This window comes from Actinomyces sp. zg328 (assembly GCF_009829635.1).
Taxonomy (GTDB): Bacteria; Actinomycetota; Actinomycetes; order Actinomycetales; family Actinomycetaceae; genus Actinomyces; species Actinomyces marmotae.
This window is the reverse complement of record NZ_VWPE01000001.1, coordinates 140,619-161,842: the sequence shown is the minus strand read 5'-3', so window position 1 is coordinate 161,842 and position 21,224 is coordinate 140,619. Positions and strand designations below refer to the sequence as shown.

Here is a 21,224-nt window from a genome sequence, read left to right as displayed (position 1 = left end):
GCTAGCGATTAGGAGGTCATCCCCATGCGCATTCTGACGGCCTTCACCAATTCGCTCGGTGGTCGGGACTCCTATCACCTGGGCGTGTCTCTGGCTGAAGCGTTTTCGTGCCCGCTCGATCTCGTCACCATCGTCAAGGGCGGCGATGGGCGCTACGTGCTTGATGTCACCGATCCCGCATTCCAGGACGTCGTCGCCACGCAGGTCGACGACTGGATGACGGAGATCATGGAGGAGCACCGGCCCCGTGTGCCGGTGAGCAAATACCTGCGGTACAGCCTCTCCTTCCCCGAGGGGATCATCGCCTCGGCCGAGGAACTCAAGGTCGATCTGCTCGTGGCCGGCGGGGGTCGTCACGGGGTCATGGGACGGGTGTCCCTCGGCTCCGTGGGGCAGACGCTGCTCAACTCCTCGACTGTTCCGGTCGCGCTGTCCCCGCGCGGTATGAGGCACGCCCCTCTCGACGGGCTCTCGCGCATCACGGTCATGCTGGGGGAGTCCGGCAGGTGGAGGGGGCTGCTCAGCACGGCCAGGAAATTCGCCGATAGGGCCGGTGTTCCTTTGCGCCTCGTCACGGTGGCCACCGATGACTCCCAGGACAGGACGGAGATCGAGGAGCGGGCTGAAGCCCTGCTCGCTGAGGTGCGCCTGGATTTGACGGGACTGGATGACCAGCGTGTCCAGGTCGTCTACGCCCATGGCATGAGCGCCGCCGTGCTGGCCATGGAGTGGAACAGGAATGAGCTGGCCTTCCTGGGATCGGCGCGCCTGGCCCAGAGTGGGCGCCTGTTCCTGGGGCCGGATGCCAACAAGATCCTGCGTGTCCTGCCTGTGCCGCTCGTCGCCGTCCCGGCTGACGCGGCCGACGGCGGGAGCGGGTCATGAGCGCGGCGTCCACTGGCGCCGAGGGTGGGTTATCGCGGAAGGGGCTGGCCAAGGGCTCCGTCGGCCTGCTCGGCGCCATCATCATCGGCGTGTCCTGCATTGCCCCCCCGTACACCCTTACCGGCGCGCTGGGGCCCACGGCCTCGGAGGTCGGCGAGCAGGTTCCGGCGATCTTCCTCGTTGGGTTCATCCCGATGCTCCTGGTCGCCTTCGGGTACCGAGAGCTCAATGCGGCGATGCCCGACTCGGGCACCTCCTTCACCTGGGGGACTCGCGCTTTCGGCCCGTGGGTCGGATGGATGAACGGTTGGGGGCTGATTGTGGCGACCGTCGTCGTTCTATCAAACCTCGCGGCCATCGCGGTCGACTTCTTCTACCTGCTGATCGCGCAGGTCACCAGAAGGCCCTCCATCGCGGAACTCGCTGACAACGTGTGGGTGAACACGCTCACCTGTCTGATCTTCATCACCCTGGCGACCTGGATCGCTTACCGCGACATGCATACCACCCAGAAGCTTCAGTACTGGTTGGTGGGATTTCAGTTGACGGTGTTCCTCGGCTTCGGCGCGGTGGCCGTCCTCCGGTACTTCACCGGGAGCGCCGTCAATCCGACTCCATTCAGGCTTGAGTGGCTCAATCCGTTCGCCGTCGACTCTGTGCGGACCTTCGTGGCGGGCGTCTCCCTATCCCTATTCATCTACTGGGGCTGGGACGTGTCTCTGACGGTCAATGAGGAGACGGACGACGCTACCTCCACCCCCGGGCGCGCCGCCGTGCTCACCGTCATGACCATTGTTTCGGTGTACATGTTCGTCACGATCGCATCAATGATGTTCGCCGGTATGGGGGAGGATGGGATTGGGCTGGGTAATCCGGCGATCCAGGACAACGTCTTCTTCGCCTTGGCCAAGCCGGTCCTGGGGCCGTTCGCGATCCTCATGTCGACGGCGGTGCTGATATCCTCGGCCGCCTCGCTGCAGTCGACCTTCGTCTCTCCTGCCCGCACCCTGCTGTCGATGGGGTACTACAGGGCGATGCCGGAGAATCTCAGCAAGATCTCTCCGCGCTTCCTCACCCCCGGTCGTGCAACAGTCATCTCGGCGATTTCCGCCTCGGCATTCTATACATTGCTGCGCTTCGTGTCCACTACCGTCCTGTGGGACACGGTCCAGACCCTGGGGGCCATGATCGCCTTCTACTACGGGCTCACCGCCTTCGCCGCGGTGTGGTACTTTCGGGGGCATTGGTTCCGGTCGGTGAGGTGCTTCTTCTTCAGGCTGGTATCGCCGGGGCTGGGGGGCCTTATCCTCTTCTCACTGCTCGGCTTGACCCTGAAGGACTCCCTCGACCCGAGTTATGGGTCGGGATCGCAGCTCTTCGGCGTCGGACTCGTCTTCGTCCTCACCCTCGTCCTCATTCTCCTGGGGGTGGTGCTGATGGTTGTGCAGTACGTCCGAGCACCGGCCTTCTTCCGCGGGGAGGTGATCGCACGATCGGACGCTGTCACCGAGGAGAGGAAGGCATCGACCGCCTTAGAGGGCGGTGAGGCCTTCCCGCCCAGCGCGGCTTTGTGAGTGCCGGTGAGCCGGGATGAGCATGCGCGCGAATGAGAACAGCCCCGCCCGCGCCAGGCCGGTGGGAGGAGCTGAGAGGAATCGCATCGCGATCGCATCGACGAGTACTCTGATCGATGCACCGGAATCAAACACACGACATGTGGACGCCAGGCCGGACCACGAAGGAGTGAGCAATGAGTATCAATATGGAACGAGTCGCTGAGCTGACGGAGATCGAGTCGAAGCGCCTCAATGAACGGACCAAGGGGTCCGGCGACATGTACAGTCGCGCGAGAATCAGTCTTTCCGGCGGTGTGGCTTCCTCGTACCAGTTGCGCGATCCCTGGCCCATCTACCTCGAGCGCGGGCAGGGGCCGAAGGTCTGGGACGTCGACGGCAACGAGATGTGGGACTTCCACAACGGATTCGGATCGATGCTTCAGGGGCATGCCCACCCGGCGATCGGTGAGGCCGTCCAGGCGCGGTACTCCCAGGGCACCCACTTCGCCGCCCCGACTGAGGACGCCCTGGTCGTGGCGGAGAACCTCTCGGACAGGTGGGGACTGCCGAAGTGGCGCTACACGAACTCGGGCTCGGAGTCCACGATGGACGCCATCCGCATCGCGCGCGCCTACACCGGTCGCGACACTGTCATGAAGATCTTCGGCTCCTACCACGGGCACCACGACACCGTCATGGTCTCGATCGGCGTCGAGTACGACAAGATCGGCGACCGCGACAACCTGGCCTCCCTGCCCTACGGAGGTGGCATCCCCGACGCCACCGTCCAGATGACGGTGCCGGTGCCCTTCAACGATGCCGAGGCCATGGAGCGCCGCATCATCCGGCTGACCGATGAGGGGCGCAAACCCGCCTGCGTCATCATGGAGCCGGCCATGATGAACCTGGGCGTCGTGCTGCCGGAGCCGGGTTATCTGGAGCAGGTTCGTGAGATCACCCGCCGGCACGGCATCGTGCTGATCTTCGATGAGGTCAAGACCGGCCTGTGCATCGGGCCGGGTGGCGCCACGAAGCGCTTCGGAGTGACTCCCGATATGGTCACCATGGCTAAGGCCCTCGGCGGCGGTCTGCCCTCGGGCGCCATCGGCGGCACCGAGGAGGTCATGTCCGTGGTGGAGGATCACACCGTCTTCCAAGTCGGCACCTACAACGGCAACCCCCTGGTGATGGCCGCCGTGCGGGCCAACCTTGAGGAGGTCCTCACCCCGGATGCCTACGCCCACCTCGACCACCTCAACGAGCGCATCCTCACGGGCTGCACGGAGGTCATCGAGCGCTACGGCCTTCCGGGCTACGCGGTGGGCGTCGGCGGCAAGGGATGTGTCACCTTCTCCCCGAAGAAGGTCGTCGACTACGAGTCCTTCAAGGAGCACCAGAATGCGCAGTTGTCCGAGCTCGCCTGGTTGTTCAACATGAACCGGGGGATCTTCATGACTCCGGGCCGTGAGGAGGAGTGGACGCTGTCTGTGACCCACACGGACGAGGCGATCGACGCCTATGTTTCCTGCTTCGAGGAGCTTGCCGAGGCGATCACCGCCAAGTGACGTGAGCGCGTAGCGAACTTTTTGGGGGCCGCCGGAGTATCCGGCGGCCCCCAAAAAGATTGAGTGGTGGGTATGCGCCCCTCAGGGCTGAGGAAGCGAGCGGCGCCTAGCCGCGGGAGGTGACCCCGACGTCGGCCATCTGTCGCTGCGTCCAGGGAGCCAGGGCGTAGAGGCCGAGGGACACGAGGATCGTGATGGCGCCCAGGCCGTAGTAGTAGGTCGAGTCGGCGATGCCCTCCGTGCGCTCGATGACGACGGCGGCGATGCCCTGGCCGGTGGAGGAGGCCAGCAGCCACAGCGCCATCGACTGGGAGGCGAAGGACTTGGGGGCCAGTGCCGCCGTCGTGGACAGCCCCACGGGGGACAGGAACAGCTCGCCGATGGTCTGGACGATGAACACGAAGGCCAGGAACCACCAGGGTGAGAGCACGCCGCCACCGGGCCAAGTGGCGAAGCCGAGGCCCATGAGCAGGGCAGACAGGCCGATGAGGAGGACGGCCGAGGCGAACTTGACCGGTGTGGAGGGGAACCTGCCCGCTCGGCGCGTGAAGATCCACCCGACGACGGGAGCCAGGGCCACGATCACCAGTGGGTTGACCGACTGGTAGGCCTCGGGGGTGAGGGTCCAGCCGAAGAAGGGGGTGCGGCCGTCGGTGTGCGCCTCGGCGAAGGTCGCCATCTTGCCCGCGGCCTGCTCGAAGATCATCCAGAACAGAACGGCACCGATCCACAGGGGGACGTAGGCCCGCAGGTGGCCGCGCTCGGCGGTGGTGACGCTGGGGGAGCGGAACATCACGACGAAGTAGGTGATCGACGAGCCCGTGGCGACGAGGAACAGGGCGTAGGCGATCGCGGAGGTCAGGGAGTGGGTGATGACGAAGATGACCCCGGCCAGGGCCGCGAAGCCGGCTACCGCGCCGACGCAGGTCAGCAGGAGGCGCGTCAGGGCCTCGCCGCGGATCGGGTTGGGCACGTCGAAGGCGAAGGCGGAGAGCTTGCTCCGCCCGTAGATGAATGCAGCGAGCGCCAGGGCCATGCCGACGGCGGCGGCCGCGAAGCCCGCGTGGTAGCCGTAGTGGCCCCTGAGCCAGCCGGTCACCAGTGGGGAGAAGAAGGAGCCGACGTTCACCGACATGTAGAACAGTTGGAAGCCGGCGTCGCGGCGCGGGTCATCATCGTCGTAGAGACCGCCGACGATCGTCGACAGGTTCGGCTTGATGAAACCGGTTCCAATGGCGACGCATACGATCCCAACCCACGCCAGCGGCGCCACGGGGACCGACAGGCACAGATGGCCGATCATGATGATGACCCCGCCGTAGAGCGTCGACAGCCACGGGCCGATGACGCGGTCGGCGAAGATGCCCCCGGGGATCGCCAGCAGGTACACGGCGGCGCCGTAGGCGGACAGGATCACCTGCCCGGTGTTGGTGCTCAGGCCCAGGCCGCCGTTGGCGATCGTGTCGGTGAGGAAGTAGAGCAGGATGGCGCGCATCCCGTAGTAGGAGAAGCGCTCCCACATCTCGACGTTGAGCATCCACGGCAGGCCGCGGGGATGGCCGAACAAGGGACTGCGATCATCTCGGGAGGGGCCGGTGCGCAGGGTGGTCGGCGTCCACCGGGACGCGATGGGTGCCCGGTCCGCCGTGGCCGAGGCAGTGGTCTCGGTCGTCATGTGTGTCTCCTCAAGGGGGTGAGACGGCCGGTGGCGCCGCCTTGTGGGTGGGGCCACCGTGCTGTGACGTGGGGCCGCTGGGGGTCCAGTGGTCCAGCCCTCGCCCGACGGCGTCCCCGGCGACCGCTGTGAGGGCGATCTGCTGGGGACGCCGTCGGGTGAGAGCACTGCGGGCACGATACCCCCGGGGTGTAACGAATTGTTTTCCCCGTGGGGCGTGGCAGGGACCGGCCGCATCCCGGGGCGCCGGTCGCGGCGCGCCGGGATACGGCCGGGCGGAGCGGCGCGCCGCGACCCTCCACGTCCGGAGTAGGCCGTGGGCGCAGGATCCTCAGCGGCTGAGGTTCGCCTCGGCCGCGGCGACCTGGCGGCTCACGGGGACGAGTCGGGTGAGCTGGGTGACATGGCGCGGCTCCAGCTCCTCGATGGAGCTGACCCCGAGCAGGCGCATGGTGCGCACGATCTGATCGCTGAAGATCTCGATCATGCGGTCCACCCCGGCCTGTCCGCCGGCCATGAGGCCGTAGAGGTAGGCGCGGCCCACCAGTGAGAACTTCGATCCCAGGGCGGCGGCGGCGATGATGTCCTGGCCGTGCATGATTCCGGTGTCGATCATGACCGTGGTGTCCTTGCCCACCTCGCGCAGGACCTCGGGCAGGAGACGGAAGGGGACGGGGGCGCGGTCCATCTGGCGCCCGCCGTGATTGGACAGCAGGATCCCGTCGACGCCGAGGTCGACGAGCCGCTTGGAGTCCTGCACGTTCTGGACCCCCTTGACGATGATCTTGCCCGTCCACATGGAGCGGATGACGGAGAGGTCGTCGTCGGAGATCGTGGGGTCCATGACGGAGTCGAGCAACTCGCCCACTGTTCCGCCAGTGGAGGACAGGGACGCGAACTCGAGCTTCGGGGTGGTCAGGAAGTCGAACCACCAGCGCGGGTACATCGCCGTGTTGAGGACCGTTCCGGCGGTGATCTGCGGCGGGATGGAGAACCCGTTGCGCTTGTCCCGCAGGCGGGCACCCGCGGTGGGCACGTCCACGGTGAACATGAGGGTGTCGAAGCCGGCCTTCTGCGCGCGCTCGACCAGGCCGTAGCAGATCTCGCGCTGGCGGGTGACGTAGAGCTGGAACCAGTTGCGGCCGTGGGGATTGGCGGCGGCGACGTCCTCAATGGACGTGGTCCCCAGCGTGGACAGGCTGAAGGGGATGCCCGCGGCGCCGGCGGCGGTGGACCCGGCGATCTCGCCCTCGGTCTGCATGAGGCGGGTGAACCCGGTGGGGGCGATGCCGAAGGGGAGCGAGGAGCGCCCGCCGAGGATGGAGCAAGCGGTGTCGGTCTCCGGTGCGGGGCGCAGGATGTCCGGGTGCCATTCGATGTCCCGGAAGGCCTGGCGGGCGCGGCGCAGGGAGATCTCCTCGTCGGCGGAGCCGTCGGTGTAGTCGAAGGCCGCTGCCGGCGTGCTGCGCTTGGCGATAGTGCGAAGGTCCCAGATCGTCTGCGCTGCGGCGAGTCGCCGACGGCGTCCGTTGAAGTCTGGAGTCTTGAACTGCAGGAGCTCGAAGACCTCGGATGGTCTGGGGAACTGGCGCTTCACCACAGGGCTACCTCTTTGTTGGCGGGTGGTGCCGCAGCCGGTGATGGCCGCTGCGGCAATCGGATAGGGCTGAGACCTTGGTCTAGGTCTGGCGCACGCCGAAGTATGCTCTGCGGCAGCCGAAAGCGCAAGGCAAGCCTTACCTATGCAATTGCTGTGGTGGCGGGGCCCCGGCGCCCCCCCCCCCGGGCTGAGGGAGGGAGCCGGGGCCCCGGTATCGCTGGCGGGCCCGATCGCGGGGCTCGGCGCGCTGGGAACTCTTCTGGACCGCGCGGGGCGCCCCTCAGCCCTCGTTGAGCGTGGCCTCCATCCGGGCGCGCGCGCCCTGCTCCTTGAGAGCGGCGAGCTCGGTGAGGAAGGCTGACCGGAAACGCTCGTTCGCGCCCAGGTCGGAGAAGACCTCCTCATTGGTGAGGAAGGCGCCCTCCTCGCCGTCGCGCTGGCGCCGCCCGTAGTCTTCCAGGCGGTCCTGGGCATCCGGGATCGGCTCGCCGGCCTCATCCACGCCCTCGGCGCACCAGGCCCAGGCGGCGCACAGCGCCGCGCCCAGGCGGATGGAGCGGCCCGCCTCCAGGTTCTCCCGGATCGTGGGCAGCACGAACTTGGGCATGCCCGAGGGACCGAAGAAGGCCAGACGCGCCAGGGTGTCGGCGATCGCCGCGTTCGTGAAGCGCTCGAACAGCGAGTCCACGTAGGCGGGAAGATCGATGCCCGGCACCGGGCGCAGCGTCGGCAGGGCCTCGCGCTCCAGGTAGGCGCGGGTCCAGGCGGCGATCCGCGGGTCGGCGGCGGCCTCGTGGCCATAGGTCATCCCCAGCGGCCTCCCCCAGTGCGCCAGCGCCTGGTGGGAGGCGTTGAGCAGCCGGAGCTTCATGAGCTCGTAGGGGACGACGTCGGTCACCATCTGCACGCCTACCTCCTCGTACGGAGGGCGCCCGGCGGGGAAATCGTCCTCAAGCACCCACTGGGTGAAGGGCTCGGCCACGACCGGCCAGGCGTCGTCGACGCCGAGCTCGGAGCGCACCATGGCGATGTCCTCATCGGTGGTGCGGGGGGTGATCCGATCCACCATGCAGTTGGGGAAGGAGACGCTCGTGTCGATCCAGTCGGCCAGCTCCGCATCGCTCATCCGGGCCTGGGAGACGACGGCGGCGCGGGCCACCTTCCCATTGCCGGGCAGGTTGTCGCAGCTCATGACCGTGAACGGGGCGGTGCCCTCCTCACGGCGACGGCGTAGAGCCTCCACGATGTAGCCGAAGGCCGTCGTCGGCTCACCGGGGTTGGCGGCGTCGCGGACCGCCCCCTCGGCGTCGGTGCGGAAGGTGCCGGTGGCGTCGTCGATGTTGTAGCCGCCCTCGGTGACGGTCAGGGAGACGATCCGCGTGGTCGGCGCGGTGAGCGCGTCAAGAACCTCCGCGCGGGCCTCGGGGGCGTACAGGTAGCGGTGGATGGAGCCGATGATCGCGGGCTCAAGATGGCCGTCGGGGTGCTTGAGGGTAAGCGAGTAAAGGGTGTCCTGACTGGTCAGGGCATCGCGCATGGCGGCGTCGGCCGGGAGGAGCCCGACGCCGCAGATGCCCCAGTCCAGCGCCTTGCCCTCGCGCATGAGGCGGTCCAGGTACATGGCGTGGTGAGCGCGGTGGAATCCCCCGACGCCGAAGTGGACGATCCCGGTGGTGATGGCCGAGCGGTCGTAGGCGGGGGCCAGGGGTGAGTCGGCGAGGCTGGTGGTCATGGTTCTCTCCTTGGGACGGTGGTGGTCATCTGGCGATGGGCAAGGGGTGGTGGTCGCCCGGCGGCCGTCGGTGTATCGCTCACGCGCCGGACGCGCGGCGGCGCCCATGGGCGCGGGGCGCCGTCAGCCGGCCGCCTGACCGGCCCCCGCCCTCGGCTTGTCGGACAGTGCGGGCGCCGAGTGGAGGATTCGCGCGTTGCCGGGCAGTTTGAGGGCGAAGCACAGCAGGAAGGAGACGGCGTAGATGAGGGCCAGGGCCATCCCGGGCCAGAAGTAGCCCTGCGCGGTGCTCTCGTCGCCCAGGAGCACGGTCACGATGGCGGGGCCAACGAACGCTCCCAGGCCGGCTCCGAGGTTGAGGATGGCCAGGGCGTTGCCGGTCTCGCCGTGCGCATGGGCCACGAGTAGGGGAGTGGTGGGCACGTGCGCGCTCAGACCGATGCCGATCCCAGCGGTGCCGATCGCGATAAGGAAGAAGTTCGGCCCCGCGATGATCGGGATGAAGTACATGTACACCAGGGAGGCGAAAGTGATCGGGGTGGCCGCCCATTGCAGGGTGTTCCTCCAACCGATCCTGTCGCCGGCCACGCCCCAGAAGACGTCACCGATGATCGCGACCAGGCCGAATACGGAGAACTCGAGGATGGCCTGGGACTCCGGCATCCCGAACACCTTGTGGAGGTAGACGACGTAGTAGGCCTGCATCCCGTACTGGCCGGAGAGGTTGATGATCTTGACGATGCCGCCGATCGACACCTTGGGGTAGCGCCAGAGGACTGACACCGCCGAGCCGACCGAATTGGCGATCGAGATCCCCGCGGTCTGCGTCGCCGAGGGGTGCAGGCGCAGGAACAGCATCGTGATGATGCCGCCGATGGCCGCCAGGATCCATCCGGCCCACAGGGTGGCGACATGGCCGATGGCCGGCAGGAAGAAGCTTGAGAAGTAGGAGCCGAGGAACTGCATGCCCAGGGAGAAGGCGAACCAGAACCAGCCGGAGACCGAGGACTGGCGCTCCGGGGGCGTGACCATCATGGTCCAGGTGAGGTAGCCGTAGGCGAACATGGGATAGCCGAATCCTCGCAGCCCGTAGAACAGCAGGACGAGCGGCATCGAGTGGCTGGGGAGCCCGACGAGGATGAACAGGGCGTCGAAGATGAGGAAGGACATCAGGCCGGTGAGCATGACCGCTCGGCAGCCCAGCGCATCGCACAGCGCCCCGGATAAGAACGCCGCGATCGCGACGATGACGCCGTAGAAGGAGACGATGGTGGACCCTTGCGCCACCGTGAATCCCACGTCGTCGGAGGAGAAGTAGTTCGTGATCCACACGGCTTCGATTCCATCGCCGATCACGAAGATGACGACGCCGAGGAAGCCGAGGGCGAGATTGGTGGGGAATCCAGTCTTCTGGATCGCCGCGATAACAGGATTGGAGCTGGGCATTCAAGGCTCGTTTCGACGGGGACTGCGTTGTCTTGGATGTCGTGTCAGATCGTTCTGACGGCTCCAGCATGGCCGACACGGGGGTGCCTGGGAGTGACCGGTCGGGGATCACCGACTGCCGATTTATCAATGGGGTCCCAACGGCGCGTCGATTCCGCCGGCGCGGTTGAGCGGGCCCGGTGAAGCGCCCGGCTGACCGGTTCTCGGGGCCCGAGTGACCGTTGGCAACCATTTCGGTGCCCGATTCACTGCGGGGAGCGGATCCGGGCGGGGGTCTTCCCCGATGGGGGGGGGCGAGCGCTCGCGGGGCGTCGCTGAGTGGGGCGTGGTCAGACCCGATCCAGGCGCCCCCCGGCGTCGATGATCCGGCGGGCGGTCGACGAGCGCAGCTCGGTGCCGGTGATGACGCGCTCGAACTGGCGCACATGGCCGAACCGGCACAGGGTGGAGCGCGCGAATTTCGTGTGCGAGCCCACGAACAGCGCTCGCTGAGACACGGACAGCGCCGTCTCCTTGACCTCGGCCACGGAGGCGTGGGGCGTGGTGAGCCAGCCGTCCAGATCTACCCCGTTGGCGCCGATGATGGCCAGATCCGGTCGCATGTCGCGCAGCATCCTCGTGGCCCACCGCTCGACGCTGGCGGCGGTCACGTGGCGCACCCTGCCGCCCAACACGATCACCGTGGTGCGGGGGCGCTCGCACATCTCCAGGGCCGTGGGCAGGGAGGCGGTGATAATCGTCAGGTCCCGGTCCGCGGGCAGGGCCCGGCCGACGAGGAGCGGATGGAAGCCCTCATCGAGGAAAACGGTGTCGGCCGCGCCCAGCCGATCGACGGCGGCCTGGGCGATGCGCTCCTTCTCATCGGCGAGGTGCTCCTTCCTGTAGGTCAGAGTCGACTCGTAATTGGAGGCCTCAGCGATCCTGACGCGCCCGTAGGAACGGGTGATCGCGTGCGTGTCCTCGAGCTCGCGCAAATCGCGCCGGATGGTCTCCACGGAGACCCCGAAGAGGCCCGGCAGGGAGGACACGGACACCTCGCCGGTGGCCCGGAGATGGGCGAGGATCGCCTTGCGCCGCTCGGCCGCACCCAACTGCTCGGCGTGCTGTCCGTCTGGCGTCAGGGGCCGTCCGCCCTCGGGATGCGACGGATCCGCTGTGATCTCAATGCCCATGCCCTCCATCGTGGCATGTCAGCCAGTGGCGTGGGAGGCAAGTGTGGGGCCGAGGTGCCCGGAAGCCCCGGCGCCCTCTGGGACAGGGATGAGCGCCGGGGCCTCCGGTTCTCCACTGCCCGAGGGTGAACATCCCGGGCAGTGGGGCTATCGGGCGGGGCCGGATCGCGTCCGGCCCCGCGGTCAGTGCGCGATCACGACCCCCAGGTTGCGGGGCCCGTGGACGCCGTTGACGCGGATGAGCTCGATGTCGCTGGTGGCCGAGGGGCCGGCGACCCAGGTGCTCGGACGGGTCGGGTTCTCGCCCAGGATGTCCACGGCCTGCGGCACCGTGGGCTGGATCGACTCGCGCTCCAAGATGATGACGTGGCGGTCCGGCACCAGGGAGATGGCACGGCGCCCCTGGTCGGGCTCGCCGTCGAGGCAGATCGTGCCCGACAGGGAGATCGCGGTGCGCGAGCAGGTGACGACGGCGTCGATCCCGTCGAGCTCGAGCGTGGGGATCGGGTCCTGACGGGAGTCCTCGCGGACGGTCCGGCCGTTCCTCGCCGCGGCCTCCTTGTAGGCCTGCGGGAGCCCCGCGGGAACCACGACGGTGGTCGCGTCGGCCAGGAGGGCGTCGATGGCGTCGAGGATTCCGGCGTCCTCGGCCTCCACCCGCACGACGGCGTTGTAGTCCTCCAACTTCTCCACCATCTCTGCCACGACGGGCTCGGATCCGGGCGGGTTGGCGCCGACGCGCGTGTAGGTGCGGGGGACGGGCGCGGCCGGGGCGGCCTGGGAGCGGGAGATCGCCTCCCGGGCTCGCGAGAGGATCACGCTGCGGGCGTCCATCACTTGGCCTCCTTGCTGTTCGCGATCGACTGCGGGTGCGTGCGCCTCCACCACTCACGGAAGCTCTCCGCGGGGGCGGCGGGCACGTCGCGGGTGCCCGTCCACATCGAGGCGGGGAAGGGCAGGGAGCCGATCTTGCCGTCCCGGTCGATGAGGCGCGTGGCCTTGATGGCCTTCGTGGCGGTGGCCCACACCCGGCCGCTCTTCATGACTGGCGTGGTCACCCCCATGGCCACGTCCCACATATCGGGGAGGATCTTGCGCTTGACGTCGACGGTCCTGGCCCGCAGGTGGACGAGGATCGTCGGGATGTCGATCTTGACCGGGCAGACCTCGCCGCAGGCCCCGCACAGGGTGGAGGCGTAGGGCAGGGTGTGGACCGGATCGTCGTCGGCTAGGCCCTGGGTCAGCTGGGGGGTGAGGATCGCGCCGATGGGCCCGGGGTAGACCGAGCCGTAGGCGTGGCCGCCCGTGTGCTGGTAGACGGGGCAGATGTTCATGCACGAGCCGCAGCGGATGCAGTGCAGCGCCTCGCGGCCGATCGGGTCGGACAGGGCCTTGGTGCGCCCGTTGTCCATGAGGATGAGGTGGAACTCCTGGGGGCCGTCGCCCTCGGTGACGCCCGTCCACATGGAGGTGTAGGGGTTCATGCGCTCGCCGGTGGCCGAGCGCGGCAGGAGCTGGGAGAAGATCTCGACATCCTGGAAGCGGGGGACGAGCTTCTCGATGCCCATGAGGGTGATGAGCGTGTCCGGCAGGGTCAGGCACATGCGGCCGTTGCCCTCGGACTCGAACACGGAGACGGTGCCGGTCTCGGCCACGCCCATGTTGGTGCCGGAGACGGCCACCTTGGCGTGGAGGAACTTCTTGCGCAGGTGGGCGCGGGCGGCAGCCGTGAGCTCCTTGGGATCGTCGGACAGGTCCTTCGGGGCATCGCCCATGCGGTCCAGGAAGATGCCGCGGACCTCGGAGCGGTTGCGGTGGATGGCCGGGACGACGACGTGCGAGGGCATGTCGTCGGCGAGCTGGACGATCATCTCGGCGAGGTCGGTCTCGTTGGCGAAGATCCCCTCGGCCTTGAGATGCTCGTTGAGATTGGTCTCCTGGGTGGCCATCGACTTGATCTTGACGACCTCATCGACGCCCTTGGACTTGATGATCTCGGTGACGATGGCGTTGGCCTCGGCGGCGTCGCGCGCCCAGTGGACGATCCCGCCCCGGGCGGTCACGTTGGCCTCGAACTGCTCCAGGAGTTCGGGCAGGTTGCTCATCACCTCGTTCTTGACGGCGGAGGCGGCGTCGCGCAGGTCCTCCCAGTCCGGCATCTCCTCCACGCGCATGGCGCGCTTGCCGCGGATGGTGCGGGTGGCGTGGCCCAGGTTGCGGCGCATCTGCGTGTTCTGCAGGGTGCGGTGCGCGCCCTTGGGGAAGGTGGTGCCCCAGCGCAGCGGGTTCTCGGGGACGTCCACGGTGGTTGCCCAGCCGCCGGTGTGGGGGCGGTCCTCGGGGCGCTGGCCCGCGCCCGCGGGCATGCCCAGGAATGTCTGGCTCATCGGGCCGCCTCCGCATCCGCCTGGAAGGCGACGTTGCCGATGAAGGGGGCGTCCTTCGTCGAGGCGAGGATCTCGGCGAGGTGCGTGATCCGCACCCCGGAGTTCAAGCGGGACAGCCCGCCACCGATGTGCATGAGGCAGGAGTAGTCGCCCGCGCACAGGATCTCGGCCTTCGTGGCCTTCACGTTGGCGACCTTGTCGGTGAGCATCGCCGTGGAGACCTCATGGTTCTTCATGGAGAAGGTGCCGCCGAACCCACAGCAGACGTCCGCGTCGGGCAGGTCGACCAGGTCGATGCCCTCGACGGCCCGCAGCAGCGCGTAGGGGCGGTCCCCGACCTTCGCGATGCGCATCGAGTGGCATGTGGGGTGGTAGGTGACGCGGTGGGGGAAATAGGCGCCGACGTCCGTCAGCCCGAGGACGTCGACGAGCAGCTCGGAGAGGTCGTAAGTCCGCTTGGCGACGGCGTCGGCCCGTTTGGCGAGGTCGTGGTCCCCGACGTGCTCGGCCACGAGGGCCTGCTCGTGGCGCGTGGCCCCGGTGCAGGAGCCCGAGGGGACGACGATGGCGTCCCACTCGCCGTCGAGCACCGGCTCGAAGGTCTTCACATGGTTGCGGATGAGCTTGGCGCCCTGCTTGAAATACCCGGTGTTCGCGTGCATCTGGCCGCAGCAGACCTGCCCCTCGGGGAAGACGACCTCATGGCCGAGCCTCTCCAGGAGTGTGACGGTCGCCTGCGGCGCCTGCGGGAACATGGTGTCCGCGATGCAGGTCGCGAAGAGCGCGATACGCACGATGAGGACCTCCCTGTCTTCTGTCTCGCGGCGTCGTTGTCCGATGTCGCTCTCACCTTAGGGCCTTCGTCCTTGCGTCAGTGACCGTGATGTCCGTCGGGCGGTGCCCGGTGGGGCGCGGTGGGGGCGTGACCCTTGGTGGGCTGCGGAAACTCGGCGCTGTCGTGGGATGGGGGCCGGTTGAGGGCGGCGGCCGCGCCAGTGGCGGCGACCCTCCGCGCGCCGGATATTACGAACGTGTGTCGTGATGTTTTCTCAGGTGGGCCCCAGCGGGACCGCCCCCTCGCGCGGGTGGCGCGAGGGGGCGGTTGAGTGGGTGGGCTGGGCCGAAGCCGGGTCAGGGGCGCTGGGCCCCGCCTCGGTCGGCTCAGCGGATGGGCATGTAGGCGCCCAGCCAGCCCTGTGAGCCGACGAAGATCAGCGCGCACAGGAGGATCAGCAGGCCGATCGAGTAGGGCGCCACTTTCTTGAGGATCTGGGCGTCCGACCCGGGCTCGTCGATCGCGGTGGAGGCCACCGCCAGGTTCTGCGGGGAGATGATCTTGCCCAGGCCGCCGCCGATCGTGTTGCCCGCCAGCAGGATGCGCGCGTCGAGACCGGCGCCCTGGGCGGCCGTCGCCTGGAGCTTGGCGAACAGGGCGCCGGCGGAGGTCGCCGAGCCCGCCACGCCGGTGCCCACCCAGCCCAGGATCGGGGCGAGGAAGGCGAAGAAGGCGCCGGTTGACGCCAGTGCCGCGCCGATCGCCGTGGTCTGGCCGGAGAAGTTCATGACGTAGGCCAGCGCCATGACCGAGGCGATGGTCAGGATCGCCAGGCGCAGGTTGTGGATCGTCTTGGGCAGGACGGCGAACATGGTGCCCACGCTCGTGCGGTACCGCCCGCCGGAGGAGCGCGTGCCGTAGACGATGGCCACGATGATGCCGGTGACGAAGATCCACGTGCCCGGGTTGGACAGGATCTGAAGGGTGTAAGTGCCCGACGGCGAGGGCTGGCCGTCAGCGCCCAAGAGCTGGCCGTGGACCCCGGGCCAGTGGATCGGCAGGTCCTTGGACTTCAGCACCGCGGGCAGGTCCACGCCGATCCTCCACAACTTGGTGATGGCGATGATGATGACGACGAGCACGTAGGGCAGCAGGGCGAGTCCCACGCGGGCGCCGTCGGGCTTGTCCTCCTCGGCCACGAAGGTGCGGAACTCCTCGGGCGTGGTCGGGGTCCAGGCGAGCAGGAAGGCGTAGCCGGCGGCCAGGCCCAGCAGGGAGGCGGCCACGGCGGTCAGCTCGTACGAACTCGAGGAGACGAAGAAGTGCCCCGCGCCGGTGGCCAGGCCGATCGCGATCGCCAGCGGCCACAACTGCCTGATGCCCCGCATCCCGTCGATGATCTGCAGCAGGATCAGGGGGATGAAGGCCGCGAAGATCCAGGTGAGGTGCCCCATGCGGGTGGCGACCTCGACCGGGTCCTCCCCGCCCAGCTGGCCGGCGGTGGTCACGGGGATGGCCATGGCGCCGAACCCGACGTTGATCGCGTTGCCCACGATCGCGGCCACGGCCGCCTTGATCTTGGGCAGCCCCAGGCTCACCAGCAGGGCGCAGGTGATGGCCACGGGCGCGCCGAAGCCCGCCAGTCCCTCCATGAGCCCGCAGAAGGAGAAGGCGATGATGAGCGCCTGGGCGCGCTGGTCGCCCTTGCCGATGACGTTGAAGATCGCCTTGAGGTCCGCGCTGCGCCCGGAGGACTCGGTGAGGTTGTAGAGCCACACGGCCGCGATGATGATGTAGATGATCGGCATGAGGCCGAAGACGGCGCCCTGGGTGGCGCTCATGACGGTCAGGACCACCGGCATCCCGAAGAAGAGGGCGATGACCATGGAGATCGCCAGCGAGATGAGCGCGCACCAGTGGGTCTTGACCTTGAATGCCCCCATGAGGATGAAGAAGGACGCTAGGGGTACGAGCCCCACGAGGGCGGTCAGGTAGACACTGTCCCCGACGGCGCTCGTCGACGGCGTGAAACCCGTCGCGAGGACCGCTGGGAGAGCGCTGGCAGGGAAGGCTGATGCCATGAGGACCTCCGGCGTCGTTGCTGGTCAGTTTCCGGGTCTGCGAGGTGGCTCGGGCGCGGTGCCTCGTGCCATCTGAAGGCCCGGGAAGGGGTGGATCCCGCCACGCCGAGTCGCCCCGGGCGCGGCAAGTGGACGAACGTCCTAGGCGAGAGTACCCGACATCCCCGGCGCGCGGTGCGAGCCGGGGATGCCGGGAGCGGGCGGGCTGATGGGTTCCGCGCCGGGTGGCGCTCCGAGGCCGGCCCGCCGTCGCTCAGCGCCGGGGGCCGGGCGCCAGGCGCGCGGAGTTGAGGATGAAGGCGCTCTCGGAGCCCACATGCACGAGCGCGGCGGCGATCGGGCCCAGCATGCCCAGAGCGGCCAGCCCCATGGCCACGGCGTCCACGGCGATGGTCCCGATGAAGTTCGCCATGATGATCCGCCGGGCCCTGCGGGCGATGCGGATCGTGCGCGCCAGGGAGAGCGGGTCAGAGCCCACCAGGACGATGTCCCCCGCCTCCCGGGCCACGTCCGTGCCCGAGCCCATGGCGATGCCCACATCGGCGGCGGACAGGGCGGGGGCGTCGTTGATGCCGTCGCCGACCATCGCCACGCGATGGCCCGCCGCGCGCAGCTCGCCGATGATCGCGCCCTTGTCGTGGGGCAGCAGCCCGGCGCGGATCCGCTCGGGGGCCAGGCCCAGCTCAGCCCCGATCCTCGCGGCCGTCGACGGCGCGTCCCCGGTGAGCATGAGCACATCGAGGCCCATGTCACGGATCTGGGAGAGCATCAGCGCCGCCCCCTCGCGCAGTTCGTCGGCCACCAGGATGATCCCTGCCGTGGCGCCGTCGACGACGACCTGGACGGCGGTGGTGCCCGCGGGCAGGTCCTCCGCGGGGCCCGTCAGTCCGGCGAGCCCCCTGGAGGCCTGATCGGCGTCGAGGCGGCCGACCCTCACTCGCCGCCCCTCGACAATGGCCTCGACGCCCATGCCGGGGGTGTAGCGGGTGGACTCGGGCGAGGGGAGGGTCAGGCCGCGCTCGCGGGCCCTCTCGACGATGGCCCGCCCGATGGGGTGCTCCGTGTTCCACTCCGCGGCCGCGGCCAGGCGGAGCATGGAGTCCTCCGCGCCCGGGCCGCCGTCGGTGGGGCTCAGGGCGATCACGCGCGGCGCGCCGGTCGTGAGCGTGCCGGTCTTGTCCAGCACCACGGTGTCGACGGCGGACAGGCTCTCCAGATGCGCCCCGTCCTTGACGAAGGCCCCGGTGCGCGCGCACCGGGCGACGGATGCCAGGACGGCCAGGGGCGTGCCGGCCGCGACGCCGCAGGCGCCGGCGGCGATGACCACGGAGATCGTGGCCCGGGTGTCCCGCGTGACGACAAGGGTGAGAAGCGCCAGGCCGAGGGCCAGGTAGACGATGCGGGCGGCGAGCACGTCCGCCAGGCGGTGGACGGGGGCTCGGCTGTCCTGCGCGGCGCGCACGGCGGCGATGATCCTCCCGAAGGAGGAATCCTCGCCCGCCTTCGTCACCTCGAGCTCGAGGGGCCCCTGGGTGATCGAACCGGCGGGCACGGGATCGCCCGCGCCCACGGTCACCGGCATGGACTCCCCGGTGATCCGGGACTGGTCGATGTCGGCGCTGCCCCTGCGCACGACGCCGTCGGCCGGGACCCTCCCACCGGGGCGCAGGGCGATGACCTGGCCCGGGGCGAGGTCATCGATGGGGGTCTCGTGCTCCTCGCCGTCGATGATGACGCGGGCCGTGCGCGGCAGGAAGGTCATGAGGCCGGTGAGCGCGTCGCGCCCCCGCTCCATGCACAGCTCCTCCAGGATCTCGGCCACGAGCACGAACAGGGCGATGAGCAGGGCCGTGCCCCACTGTCCGATGACGGCGGCCGCCGCGATGGCCAGCAGCATGGACAGCTCCATGCTCATGCGCCGCTCGCGCAGGTCGCCCCAGGCCTCAACGGCGATGGGCCAGCATCCGGCCGCCAGGACGGCGGTGCCGATCGTCGCCAGCGCCCACCCCGGCGCGCCCTCCAGGCGGGCGACCCAGGCGGCCAGCGCGCCGACGGCGACGAGGATGACGCGGGCGGCGTCGGCGGTCTCGATCCGGTTGAGGAGCGACTCGGGGGCCTCGGTGGGAGGGGGAGTCGAGGATGCCGGATCGCGCCGGGGGCGCGGCGCGGGCTCGACGCGCTCAGGGGCGGTCTCAATCATGATCCACTCCGATCCGGTGGTCGGCGGGCAGGTTCCCGGTGACGTGCTGGGCCTGGAAGACGGCCTGGCGCACGAGGATGCGGGCGTGCTCGTCGATGAGCCGGTAGTAGACGCGGGGGCCCTCGCCGCGCGAGGCGACGACGTGCCCGAGGCGGAGCTTGGCCAGGTGCTGGGAGACGGCGGCGGCGCTGCGGCCGGTGCGCTCGGCCAGGACGCCGGAGGAGAGTTCCCCCTCCTCCTCCAGCAGGGCGATGATGCGGATGCGCGTGGCATCGGCGAGAAGGGAGAAGACCTCGGCCGCGAGCTCGGCGGTCTCCTGGGTCTCGGCGTCGCTCATGGTGGGGCGCGGGGCGGCGCCGTCGTCGCGCACAAGAGAGAGTTTAGCGTTTGCGTTCACGGTTAAATGATAGGGAGGTGACGATTCGTGCGCAAGGGGCGGTCCGCCGCCCCCTCGGCCCGCTCGTGCGCCCTCACCCCCGAGACGGTATCTCGGGGGTGAGGACGCGCCGAGGCCCCCGGCGCGGGCGCCAGGGGCCTCAGGAGACCAGCGGGAGCAGCAGGGCCGGCCGGTCAGGGGTGGCGGTTACTTGACGTCCTCGTCCACCCAGTCGAAGGTCCGGGTCACGGCCTTCTTCCACAGGCGGTAGGCGCGGTCGCGCTCGGAGGCGTCCATCGACGGCGTCCAGCGCTTGCCCTCCTGCCAGTTGGCGATGACGTCATCGGTGGAGGCCCAGAAGCCCACCGCGAGGCCGGCGGCGTAGGCCGCGCCCAGCGCCGTCGTCTCCACCACCGAGGGGCGCACGACGTCGCAGCCCGAGATGTCCGCCTGGAACTGCATGAGGAGGTCGTCGTGGGTCATGCCACCGTCGACCTTGAGCTCCTTGAGCGGCACGCCCGCGTCAGCGTTCATGGCGTCGAGCACCTCGGCGGACTGGAACGCCGTCGACTCCTCGACCGCGCGGGCGATGTGTCCCTTGGTCACGTAGCGGGTCAGGCCCACGATCGCGCCGCGGGCCTCGTCGCGCCAGTAAGGGGCGAACAGGCCGGAGAAGGCCGGGACGAAGTACACCCCGCCGTTGTCCTCCACGCTCGCGGCGAGCTCGCCGATCTCGGAGGACGTGGCGATCATGCCGAGGTTGTCGCGCAGCCACTGCACCAGGGAGCCGGCCACCGCGATCGAGCCCTCCAGGGCGTAGACCGGGGCCTCGTCGCCGAGCTTGTACAGCACGGTGGTCAGCAGGCCGTTGGAGGAGAAGACGGGCTCGGTGCCGGTGTTCATGAGCGTGAAGCAGCCGGTGCCGTAGGTGTTCTTGGCCATGCCCTTCTCGAAGCAGGCCTGCCCGAAGGTCGCCGCCTGCTGATCGCCGAGGATCCCGGAGATCGGGGTGTCCACCAGCAGGCCGTTCTTGCGGCCGTACCCATAGATCTCGGAGGAGGACTTGATCTCGGGAAGCATGGACATCGGGATGCCGAAGTCGGCGCAGATGTCCTCGCGCCAGGTCAGGGTGCGCACGTCCATGAGGAGGGTGCGGGAGGCGTTGGTGACGTCGGTGGCGTGGACGCCGCCATTGATCCCTCCGGTGAGGTTCCACAGGACCCACGTGTCCGGGGTGCCGAAGAGCAGGTCGCCGGCCTCCGCGCGCTCGCGGGCCCCCTCGACGTTGTCGAGGATCCACTTGATCTTCGTGGCCGAGGGGTAGGTGGAGACGTTCTCACCGGTGATCTGGCGGTAGCGCTCGGTGCCCAGCGGGTCGCCGTCGGCGATCTCCCGGACGATGTCCCCCGTGCGCACGTCCTGCCACACGAGGGCGTTGTACACGGGCTTGCCCGTGTTCTTGTCCCACACGATCGTGGTCTCGCGCTGATTCGTGATGCCAACGGCGGCGACCTCGTGGCGGTTGGTCTCCGCCTTCTGCAGCGCGTCGGCGACGACGGAGCGCACGGACTCCCAGATCTCCACGGGGTCGTGCTCGACCCAGCCGGGGTTGGGGAAGATCTGCGTGAACTCCTTCTGGCCGACGGAGACGATCTCACCGGAGTGATTGAACAGGATGGCGCGCGAGGACGTCGTGCCCTGATCGATGGCGAGGACGTACTTCTTCTCGGTCATGGGGTTTCCTTTCACTTCTTTGTGAGGGGGCGGGTAGCGG

Annotated in this window: 15 protein-coding genes; 3 read left to right on the top strand and 12 right to left on the bottom strand. The window is 68.8% G+C overall.

Annotation, left to right across the window (positions count from 1 at the left end; translation table 11 throughout):
* Nucleotides 1-24 precede the first annotated feature (24 nt).
* The 3 genes from GVV75_RS00685 to GVV75_RS00675 all read left to right on the top strand — a co-directional run bounded on the left by GVV75_RS00685 (nucleotide 25) and on the right by GVV75_RS00675 (nucleotide 4,006).
* Nucleotides 25-885 (top strand): universal stress protein, encoded by an 861-nt coding sequence (locus GVV75_RS00685; RefSeq protein ID WP_159522147.1) that lies wholly within the window; start codon nucleotides 25-27, stop codon nucleotides 883-885.
* Complete coding sequence (locus GVV75_RS00680; RefSeq protein ID WP_159522149.1) at nucleotides 882-2,459, top strand: APC family permease; 1,578 nt, start codon at nucleotides 882-884, stop codon at nucleotides 2,457-2,459. Before GVV75_RS00685 ends, GVV75_RS00680 begins: the two co-directional genes overlap by 4 nt.
* A gap of 176 nt (nucleotides 2,460-2,635) precedes the next feature.
* Nucleotides 2,636-4,006 (top strand): aspartate aminotransferase family protein, encoded by a 1,371-nt coding sequence (locus GVV75_RS00675; RefSeq protein WP_159813023.1) that lies wholly within the window; start codon nucleotides 2,636-2,638, stop codon nucleotides 4,004-4,006.
* A 106-nt stretch (nucleotides 4,007-4,112) separates the two neighbouring features.
* On the opposite strand, the gene GVV75_RS00670 is transcribed toward GVV75_RS00675, so the two are convergent.
* From GVV75_RS00670 to glpK, 12 genes are all read right to left on the bottom strand, one after another.
* On the bottom strand, nucleotides 4,113-5,681 hold the full coding sequence (locus tag GVV75_RS00670) for a peptide MFS transporter (protein ID WP_159522153.1): 1,569 nt from the start codon (nucleotides 5,679-5,681) through the stop codon (nucleotides 4,113-4,115).
* 331 nt (nucleotides 5,682-6,012) lie between these two features.
* On the bottom strand, nucleotides 6,013-7,281 hold the full coding sequence (locus GVV75_RS00665) for an alpha-hydroxy acid oxidase (protein WP_159813021.1): 1,269 nt from the start codon (nucleotides 7,279-7,281) through the stop codon (nucleotides 6,013-6,015).
* 280 nt (nucleotides 7,282-7,561) lie between these two features.
* Nucleotides 7,562-9,013 (bottom strand): mannitol dehydrogenase family protein, encoded by a 1,452-nt coding sequence (locus tag GVV75_RS00660; RefSeq protein ID WP_159813019.1) that lies wholly within the window; start codon nucleotides 9,011-9,013, stop codon nucleotides 7,562-7,564.
* A gap of 123 nt (nucleotides 9,014-9,136) precedes the next feature.
* Entirely contained in the window at nucleotides 9,137-10,459 is a 1,323-nt protein-coding gene (locus tag GVV75_RS00655; protein WP_159813017.1) for an RbtT/DalT/CsbX family MFS transporter, read from the bottom strand.
* A gap of 329 nt (nucleotides 10,460-10,788) precedes the next feature.
* Nucleotides 10,789-11,631: a DeoR/GlpR family DNA-binding transcription regulator gene (locus tag GVV75_RS00650; protein WP_159813015.1), complete on the bottom strand. Its 843-nt coding sequence runs from the start codon at nucleotides 11,629-11,631 to the stop codon at nucleotides 10,789-10,791.
* Nucleotides 11,632-11,814: 183 nt separating this feature from the next.
* The gene (locus GVV75_RS00645; protein WP_159717520.1) at nucleotides 11,815-12,465 is read right to left on the bottom strand and encodes a LutC/YkgG family protein; all 651 of its coding nucleotides are present in this window, start codon (nucleotides 12,463-12,465) and stop codon (nucleotides 11,815-11,817) included.
* Nucleotides 12,465-14,018 (bottom strand): LutB/LldF family L-lactate oxidation iron-sulfur protein, encoded by a 1,554-nt coding sequence (locus GVV75_RS00640; RefSeq protein ID WP_159624931.1) that lies wholly within the window; start codon nucleotides 14,016-14,018, stop codon nucleotides 12,465-12,467. Before GVV75_RS00640 ends, GVV75_RS00645 begins: the two co-directional genes overlap by 1 nt.
* Nucleotides 14,015-14,812 carry a (Fe-S)-binding protein gene (locus tag GVV75_RS00635; RefSeq protein ID WP_159522165.1) on the bottom strand — a complete coding sequence of 266 codons (798 nt, stop codon included), beginning with the start codon at nucleotides 14,810-14,812 and terminating at the stop codon, nucleotides 14,015-14,017. The genes GVV75_RS00640 and GVV75_RS00635 overlap by 4 nt, the downstream gene beginning before the upstream one ends.
* 367 nt (nucleotides 14,813-15,179) lie before the next feature.
* Entirely contained in the window at nucleotides 15,180-16,874 is a 1,695-nt protein-coding gene (locus tag GVV75_RS00630) for an L-lactate permease (RefSeq protein WP_159522167.1), read from the bottom strand.
* A 253-nt stretch (nucleotides 16,875-17,127) separates the two neighbouring features.
* Nucleotides 17,128-19,074: a heavy metal translocating P-type ATPase gene (locus tag GVV75_RS00625; protein WP_159813013.1), complete on the bottom strand. Its 1,947-nt coding sequence runs from the start codon at nucleotides 19,072-19,074 to the stop codon at nucleotides 17,128-17,130.
* Nucleotides 19,067-19,471, bottom strand: a complete 405-nt coding sequence (locus GVV75_RS00620; protein ID WP_235925199.1) for an ArsR/SmtB family transcription factor — start codon at nucleotides 19,469-19,471, stop codon at nucleotides 19,067-19,069. Before GVV75_RS00620 ends, GVV75_RS00625 begins: the two co-directional genes overlap by 8 nt.
* Nucleotides 19,472-19,657: 186 nt before the next feature.
* Complete coding sequence (glpK, locus tag GVV75_RS00615; RefSeq protein ID WP_159522171.1) at nucleotides 19,658-21,184, bottom strand: glycerol kinase GlpK; 1,527 nt, start codon at nucleotides 21,182-21,184, stop codon at nucleotides 19,658-19,660.
* Between the last annotated feature and the right edge of the window lie 40 nt (nucleotides 21,185-21,224).

Bases quoted from the DNA above. Each gene is read 5' to 3' on its own strand.
- GVV75_RS00660 (WP_159813019.1), bottom strand. From the start codon at position 9,013: ATGACCACCAGCCTCGCCGACTCACCCCTGGCCCCCGCCTACGACCGC.
- GVV75_RS00625 (WP_159813013.1), bottom strand. From the start codon at position 19,074: ATGATTGAGACCGCCCCTGAGCGCGTCGAGCCCGCGCCGCGCCCCCGG.
- GVV75_RS00680 (WP_159522149.1), top strand. From the start codon at position 882: ATGAGCGCGGCGTCCACTGGCGCCGAGGGTGGGTTATCGCGGAAGGGG.
- GVV75_RS00630 (WP_159522167.1), bottom strand. From the start codon at position 16,874: ATGGCATCAGCCTTCCCTGCCAGCGCTCTCCCAGCGGTCCTCGCGACG.
- GVV75_RS00675 (WP_159813023.1), top strand. From the start codon at position 2,636: ATGAGTATCAATATGGAACGAGTCGCTGAGCTGACGGAGATCGAGTCG.
- GVV75_RS00645 (WP_159717520.1), bottom strand. From the start codon at position 12,465: ATGGACGCCCGCAGCGTGATCCTCTCGCGAGCCCGGGAGGCGATCTCC.
- glpK (WP_159522171.1), bottom strand. From the start codon at position 21,184: ATGACCGAGAAGAAGTACGTCCTCGCCATCGATCAGGGCACGACGTCC.
- GVV75_RS00670 (WP_159522153.1), bottom strand. From the start codon at position 5,681: ATGACGACCGAGACCACTGCCTCGGCCACGGCGGACCGGGCACCCATC.
- GVV75_RS00655 (WP_159813017.1), bottom strand. From the start codon at position 10,459: ATGCCCAGCTCCAATCCTGTTATCGCGGCGATCCAGAAGACTGGATTC.
- GVV75_RS00685 (WP_159522147.1), top strand. From the start codon at position 25: ATGCGCATTCTGACGGCCTTCACCAATTCGCTCGGTGGTCGGGACTCC.
- GVV75_RS00640 (WP_159624931.1), bottom strand. From the start codon at position 14,018: ATGAGCCAGACATTCCTGGGCATGCCCGCGGGCGCGGGCCAGCGCCCC.
- GVV75_RS00650 (WP_159813015.1), bottom strand. From the start codon at position 11,631: ATGGGCATTGAGATCACAGCGGATCCGTCGCATCCCGAGGGCGGACGG.